5 protein-coding genes are annotated in these 6,182 nt (G+C 57.3%); 1 reads left to right on the top strand and 4 read right to left on the bottom strand.

Annotation, left to right across the window (positions count from 1 at the left end):
- Window positions 1-54 precede the first annotated feature (54 nt).
- Window positions 55-261 carry a hypothetical protein gene (locus tag MYY08_RS18625; RefSeq protein ID WP_038625157.1) on the top strand — a complete coding sequence of 69 codons (207 nt, stop codon included), beginning with the start codon at window positions 55-57 and terminating at the stop codon, window positions 259-261.
- Between the two features lie 168 nt (window positions 262-429).
- Here the strand turns inward: MYY08_RS18625 and MYY08_RS18630 are convergent, their stop codons facing one another.
- The 4 genes from MYY08_RS18630 to ompC form a co-directional block, all read right to left on the bottom strand.
- Window positions 430-2,076 carry a multidrug ABC transporter permease/ATP-binding protein gene (locus MYY08_RS18630; RefSeq protein ID WP_288015461.1) on the bottom strand — a complete coding sequence of 549 codons (1,647 nt, stop codon included), beginning with the start codon at window positions 2,074-2,076 and terminating at the stop codon, window positions 430-432.
- A 159-nt stretch (window positions 2,077-2,235) separates the two neighbouring features.
- The gene (gene alkB, locus MYY08_RS18635; protein ID WP_288015464.1) at window positions 2,236-2,877 is read right to left on the bottom strand and encodes a DNA oxidative demethylase AlkB; all 642 of its coding nucleotides are present in this window, start codon (window positions 2,875-2,877) and stop codon (window positions 2,236-2,238) included.
- Window positions 2,878-2,913: 36 nt separating this feature from the next.
- Window positions 2,914-3,963, bottom strand: coding sequence for an FAD:protein FMN transferase ApbE (gene apbE, locus MYY08_RS18640; protein ID WP_038625151.1), 1,050 nt, complete (start codon window positions 3,961-3,963; stop codon window positions 2,914-2,916).
- Between the two features lie 657 nt (window positions 3,964-4,620).
- Entirely contained in the window at window positions 4,621-5,724 is a 1,104-nt protein-coding gene (gene ompC, locus MYY08_RS18645; RefSeq protein ID WP_084971232.1) for a porin OmpC, read from the bottom strand.
- Window positions 5,725-6,182 lie beyond the last annotated feature (458 nt).

The following is a 6,182-nucleotide window of genomic DNA, read 5'->3' on the forward strand; positions in this document are numbered from 1 at the left end:
TTGTCACACAACTGCCCTAGCCTGATGCCAGTTGAACGGAACGGGAACCAAACGATGGCAGTCGTGAAAGCAAAGAATTTGCAGGATACCGAGGCGCTGCTGCATTCGGGCATCAATAAAGTGGAGCTGGATTGGGAAATAGGCAGCGATGATTTTTTCCGTCTCGCCAGCCACTGGTGCGAACGCGGCGCGAAAATCACCCGCACTCAGCGTCATTTCGTGGTGTCGGTTAAAGGCTTCGCTATCCCGCCGAACGATTAAACCCGCCTTGCCGAACCGCGCCAACCGCAGGCCAGATTCGCTGATAGCGCTGGCCTTATCGTGCTACGCCCGCCGCCGTCAGTGCTTTTCTGCGCAGCGAACCGTGATTTCCCCGACGTCGTCATCTTTTGTCGCCCCGACCGTTATCAGGCCAGGGCGCGCTTTCGTTTAGCGTCCGGTATCGGTGCGCTGCACCGCATCCAGCGTCGCCTTCTCTCTTTCGCTGCCGGTGAGCTCATACAGCTGCCCGTCACGCATCTCCAGCAGCCGATCGGCATGGGTAAAGTAGTGATCGTCATGGCTGATGGCAAAAATGGTTTTGCCGCTCTGCTGTAGCCACGGCAGCAGCTCGCGGTAAAAAATACGGCGAAAATGCGGGTCCTGATCGGCCGCCCATTCGTCCAGCAGCAGAATATCGCGCTGCTCCGCCGCCGCCAGCAGTAGCGCCAGTCGCTTGCTCTGCCCTTTCGACAGCTGCAAATTCAGCACCCGGTTGCCTTCCAGCTTCAGCTTATCCTGCATTTTCAGCTTCTCCAGCCACTGCTGCACCAGCGCAGGATTGGCCGGTAGCGCGCCGGGGCCGATAAGCCTATCGAACAGATGCACGTCGGTAAAGACGGCGGAAAAAAGCTGACGATAGCGTTCGCTGTCGCGCATCTCTTCGCCATCCACCAGGATAGTGCCGGAAACTGGCTGATAAAGTCCGGTCAACAGCATCGCCAGCGTCGATTTGCCGCTGCCGTTGCCGCCAATTAAAAACACCAGTTCGCCGCGTTTTAAGGTCAGGTTGATCGGACCGACGCGGAAGCCGTTATGACCATAATGAAAAACGACATCGCGCAGCTCCAGCGTCTGCCAGTCGCTCACGGCCGGCAACGGCGCAAATTGCTCGCGCCACTCCGCCAGCTGGAAAGCGCGCAGTTTATTAAAAGCGACCTGCGCGCTCAGCAGCGTCGGCAGCGCGCCTACCGCCTGTAACAGCGGGGTACGCAAAAACAGCAGCGTCAGGGAATAGGTAGCGGCGACGGCGGTATTCGCCCAGCCGAGGCCGTTAGCCATAAAGAACACCATGCCGATAGCACCCAGCATCATAATATTCGACCAGTTCACCGCGCTGAGATGGTAAGTGTCGGCACGCACGATATGGTGGCGATAGGTGTTGGCGTCCTCCTGATAGACGGTGTCGTAAATCAGCTGCGCACGCTCGCGGTTCAGCGCCAGCTCTTTGCGTCCGTCGATTACCGTCTGGTAATCGGCGTAGAGGCGATCTTCCGTTTCACGCAGCGTCGCCATATGGCGATAGACGCGCGACACCAGCAGCCAGCCGCCGATAATCGTCACGGCGACCCAGATCGCGGTAATCATCAGCATGCGCGGCGAGAGCCAGGCGAGCCAGGCCGCCGAGCCGATAGTCAGGATAATGCCCTGAATTAGCTCCGGCAGGCGCACAAAGGCGATAGTGATGTTGCGCACGTCGCTGGTCAGGCCCGCCAGCAGCTGTGCGCTGCCGATCTGCTCGATGCGCTGAATTTGGGTATCAAGGATGCGCTTAATAAACTGCCCGCGCAGACGCCAGACGAAATGGTGGCCCAGCAGCGTCAGCGCCAGCTGCGACGCCAGGGTGACCGCCATCAGCAGCAGCAGCAGGCCAAGAAACTGCGGCAGCACCGTCATCGAAGCGTTGACGCTGACGATCAGCTCGCGGTTAATCCAGGCGATCATTCCAATGCCGAGCGCTGCGCTCAACAGGTTAAGCAAGATAACGGCGATAAACGGCAAACGGTACTGTTTATAAACGACTGACAGCAACTCCATAACTGCATCCTGATAAAGTCCAAAGCAGCCTGCAGTTTAATGAGAAGCCAATCGATAGCAATAATAATTCTCAACTGGCGCAGGATGAAGGAATGAGGATGGCGGCCCCGGCGCGGCGAAGGGTTGGCCGTGCGCAGCGAAGCCGAACGGCGTATGGCATCAGCGCGCGCGCCGGAAGGTCAGATTGTAACGGTAAGGTCCCGCCAGCGGATGAACGCCCGGCTTTACCGGCAGAACGCCGTGGAAGCGCAGCCGCGACGGACCGCCCCACACCACCACATCGCCATGCTCCAGCAGCACGCGCTGCACGGCGTCGCCGCGCTCGAAGCCGCCGAACTGAAATACCGCCGGCAGACCGAGAGAAACGGAAACGATCGGCTGGCGCAGATCTTTCTCATCTTTATCCTGATGCAGCGACAGCTTCGCGCCCGGCTCATAGCGATTGATCAGACAGGCGTCGGGCTGAAAGTGCTTAAAGCCCGCCTCCTGCGCCGCCGCCAGCGCCAGGGCGCGAAACGCCTCCGGCATCGGCGGCCAGCGGCGACCGGTCAGGTTATCCTCGCCGCTGTACTGATAGCCGCGCGCATCGCTGGACCAGCCAAGATTGCCGCAGTTGGTCATCGCAACCGACATGCGATGGCCGCCCGGCGTAATCCGGTGCTGAAACGGGTTTTGCTGCGCCAGCTGTTCAATCAGCGCCAGCAGCATTTCGCCCTGCGCATGGGCGCGGCGGCGCAGTATCATCGCACCCTCCGCCAGCGGCTCGGACCAGGGCGCTTCGTCGCTAAAGAGATCTAACATGGTCGCTCCGGTGTTCAGCGTGAATATAGCATCATGCTAGCGGGCGTCCGGGGCCTGCTGCAACAGAAACGCGCGAAACTGCGGCGACATCCAGCTGCTGAACCCCTTTTTTTCTTTGGTGATCAGGTAGACCGCCAGATGTTCGCGCAGCGCCAGCGCCTTCGCCTTCTCGGTGCCCAGCACCATCAGCCCGGTATCCCAGCCGTCCGCTTCCAGCGCAGTGGTGGCGATCACCGTAGCGGAAACCAGACGATGCTCGATCGGCTGACCGGTCTGCGGATCGATCACATGCGAAATGCGTCTGCCGTCCAGTTCATAATAGTTGCGATAGCTGCCGGAGGTGCTGATGCCGTGCCCCTGAAGATCGACCAGCGCCTGCGCGGCGTTTTCCTGGTCGGTGGGTTTCTGAATCGCCACCCGCCAGGCTTTGCCGCCGACGTTGGCGCCGCGCGTCAGCACCGCGCCGCCCACCGACACCAGATAGTCGGTGATCCCCTCCTCCTCCATCAGCCGCGCCAGATGATCGGTGGCGAAGCCCTCGCCCATGGTGGAGAGATCGACATACAGCCCTGGTAAATCTTTTTGCAGCCAGGCGCCGTCGGCGCGTTCGATTACCTGCAAATGCCGCAAGCCGGTAAGCGCCTTCGCCGCGGCGATATCCGCCAGTGACGGCGTATGGGGCGGCTGCTGGTCGGGGCCGAAGCCCCAGAGATTCACCAGCGGGCCGACGGTAATATCCATTGCGCCATCGGTCAGCCTGCCGATACGCAGCGCGACGGTAATAATGTCCGCCATATTGCTGCTGATCGGTTGAGGTTGCGTAGTGCGATCCTGATTGAAGCGCGACAACAGCGAATCTTTTTTCCAGGTCGAGAGTTCCTGATCATCATTATCCAGCCGCTGCTGTATTTTCTCACGCAGCGCCGCCGCCTGCGCCGCCGTCACGCCCGGCAAGCTGACGCGCCATTGCGTGCCCATGGTTTTGCCTTCCAGCACTACGCCTGTGTCGGCCTCATCTTTCTGCTGGTCGCAGCCTGCCGCCAGCAATCCCAGCAGCAACACCGCCGTCAGCGATACTCTTTTCATCTCTCGTGCCTTTATATTTCGTTTTGTTAACCGACAGTGCAAAACATAATCGGTGTAAAGTCTTTTCTGTTTGCTTGCGCGCGCAGGCGCAAGCCGTCAGACTACGCGTTGAAACGGGCGTCTCAGGGCGTTTGAACTGCAACACATAACAAGGAGAGTCTGATGCAAAGCCTTATACTGCTGCTGATACTGACCGCAGTCGCCATTTTTTCCGCTGTGAAGTATTACCGCAGCACGCGTGTCCGCACATTTCAGCGTCCGCGACGCCGCTAATCTTCGCCGCTGCACCGCAGCGGCCTGGTCTGCACCATCTTCGCCCGCGTCATATTAACAAACGTGCCTAAACGTCGTCTTAATCTGCCGCAAAATCTGGCACAGGATGTGCTTGATCCCTGTTATCTCTTAACGTAGCGGGGTCACTATGCGCGATATACAACCAGATGACTTAACAGGCGGCTTAACGAGGCTGCTGACCTGTTGCAGCTTTACGCTGAGCGGAACGGCATTTGAAGGGATGTGGGGGGCGGCGCTGGATGACGGAGAGGCGACGCAGGCCGCAGCGCCTCGTGACGTTTCCCCCGACGCTCGGCCCGACGTTACAGATAAGCGCCCATAAAAAAGGCGACGCCAGGCGTCGCCATGCAGGAAACTGTCACATCAGAACTGGTAAACCAGCCCCAGCGCAACCACGTCGTCGGTGTTGATGCCGGCGGCGTCGGTGAACGCATTGTCGTCCAGCAGGTTGATCTGATAATCAACATAGGTAGACATATTTTTGTTGAAGTAGTAAGTCGCGCCTACGTCGATATATTTTTTCAGGTTCTGCTTGCCCCAGCCCTCAATGTCGGTGCCGCGGGAAGTGACATACGCCAGAGACGGACGCAGACCGAAATCGAACTGATACTGCGCAACCAGCTCCCAGTTATCCGCTTTATCCGCGAAGCCGTAAGCCGCCTGATCGGCGTCGCCGAAGCGGGTCGCGTTATAGGAACGGGTATACATCGCTGCCAGGTAGATATTGTTGGCGTCATATTTCAGGCCGCCAGTATAGGCTTCCGCCTTGTCGCCGTGGCCCAGGATCGCGCCGCTGTTCTGATAGTTGGTGCGGTCAGACTGGAACATCGCCGCGCCCAGGCCCAGGCCGTTGCCCAGATCGTAGGTGGTGCTCAGACCCCAGCCGTCGCCGTTCTGCGCGGTTGCTTTACGCGCGCCGTCCAGTTCCGGGTTGCTGTCATTTTTGCCCTGATACTGCACGGCAAAATTCCAGCCATCCACCAGGCCGAAGAAATTGTTGTTGCGGTAGGTCGCTACGCCGTTAGCGCGCTGGAACATAAAGTTGTCCGCGCCGTAGGTGTCGCCGCCGAATTCCGGCAGCACGTCGGTCCATGCGCCGATATCGTAAGCCACGCCGTAGTTACGACCGTAGTCGAAAGAACCGGCGTCGCCGAATTTCAGGCCGGCAAAGCCGACGCGGGTATAGGAATCTTTGGTGCCTTCAGCTTCAGAGTGGTTCAGGGCGACCTGATACTCCCACTGGCCGTAGCCGGTCAGCTGTTCGGAGATTTGGGTTTCGCCTTTAAAGCCGAAACGCACATAAGAGTTGTCGCCGTCGTTGCCGTCGTTGTCAGAGAAATAGTGCAGACCGTCCACTTTGCCGAACAGGTCAAGTTTGTTGCCGTCTTTATTATAGATCTCGGCTGCGCCCGCAGAGCCTGCTACCAACAGCGCCGGGACCATCAGGGAGAGAATGCGACGTTTCATTTTTGTTACCCTCTGGTTAAATTTCTTTTGATTGCCACTGCGTGCCGAATGTCTAATTTTCAGTCGGCACCTCATTGTTCAGTCGCCAGGGGTAATAATCCATCACGAAAATGCTACTAAATTTCCAAAACTGTTTCGTTATATTTTTTTAATCCTAAAAAATGTAAATAATGGGGAACTTTTACACAGCACGCAGCGTTAAAAAATAGCGCACGTATTGATAAGAAATATCTGTAACTATAGTATTCAGCGAGTTAAACAAAGGTGCAGGTTAAGCACTGAATGATAAAAACATTCTCTATTCAGGTTATAAAATAGATCCCGCTATCATCATTTTATTGCATTATTACCTTCAATCACCCCGAATGAGCTGTTTTACCCTTGTGTTCAGGCGGACATTTATTGTCCGGTTTTTTTTATTTCCTGCTATATTGTCATTTTTGGTAAGGTTAATCACC

Origin of the sequence: Mixta sp. (assembly GCF_024610815.1) — a bacterium.
GTDB classification, from domain to species: domain Bacteria; phylum Pseudomonadota; class Gammaproteobacteria; order Enterobacterales; family Enterobacteriaceae; genus Mixta; species Mixta calida.

Coding starts and splice junctions, on each gene's coding strand:
- MYY08_RS18625 (WP_038625157.1), top strand. CDS start 55: ATGGCAGTCGTGAAAGCAAAGAATTTGCAGGATACCGAGGCGCTGCTG.
- MYY08_RS18630 (WP_288015461.1), bottom strand. CDS start 2,076: ATGGAGTTGCTGTCAGTCGTTTATAAACAGTACCGTTTGCCGTTTATC.
- alkB (WP_288015464.1), bottom strand. CDS start 2,877: ATGTTAGATCTCTTTAGCGACGAAGCGCCCTGGTCCGAGCCGCTGGCG.
- apbE (WP_038625151.1), bottom strand. CDS start 3,963: ATGAAAAGAGTATCGCTGACGGCGGTGTTGCTGCTGGGATTGCTGGCG.
- ompC (WP_084971232.1), bottom strand. CDS start 5,724: ATGAAACGTCGCATTCTCTCCCTGATGGTCCCGGCGCTGTTGGTAGCA.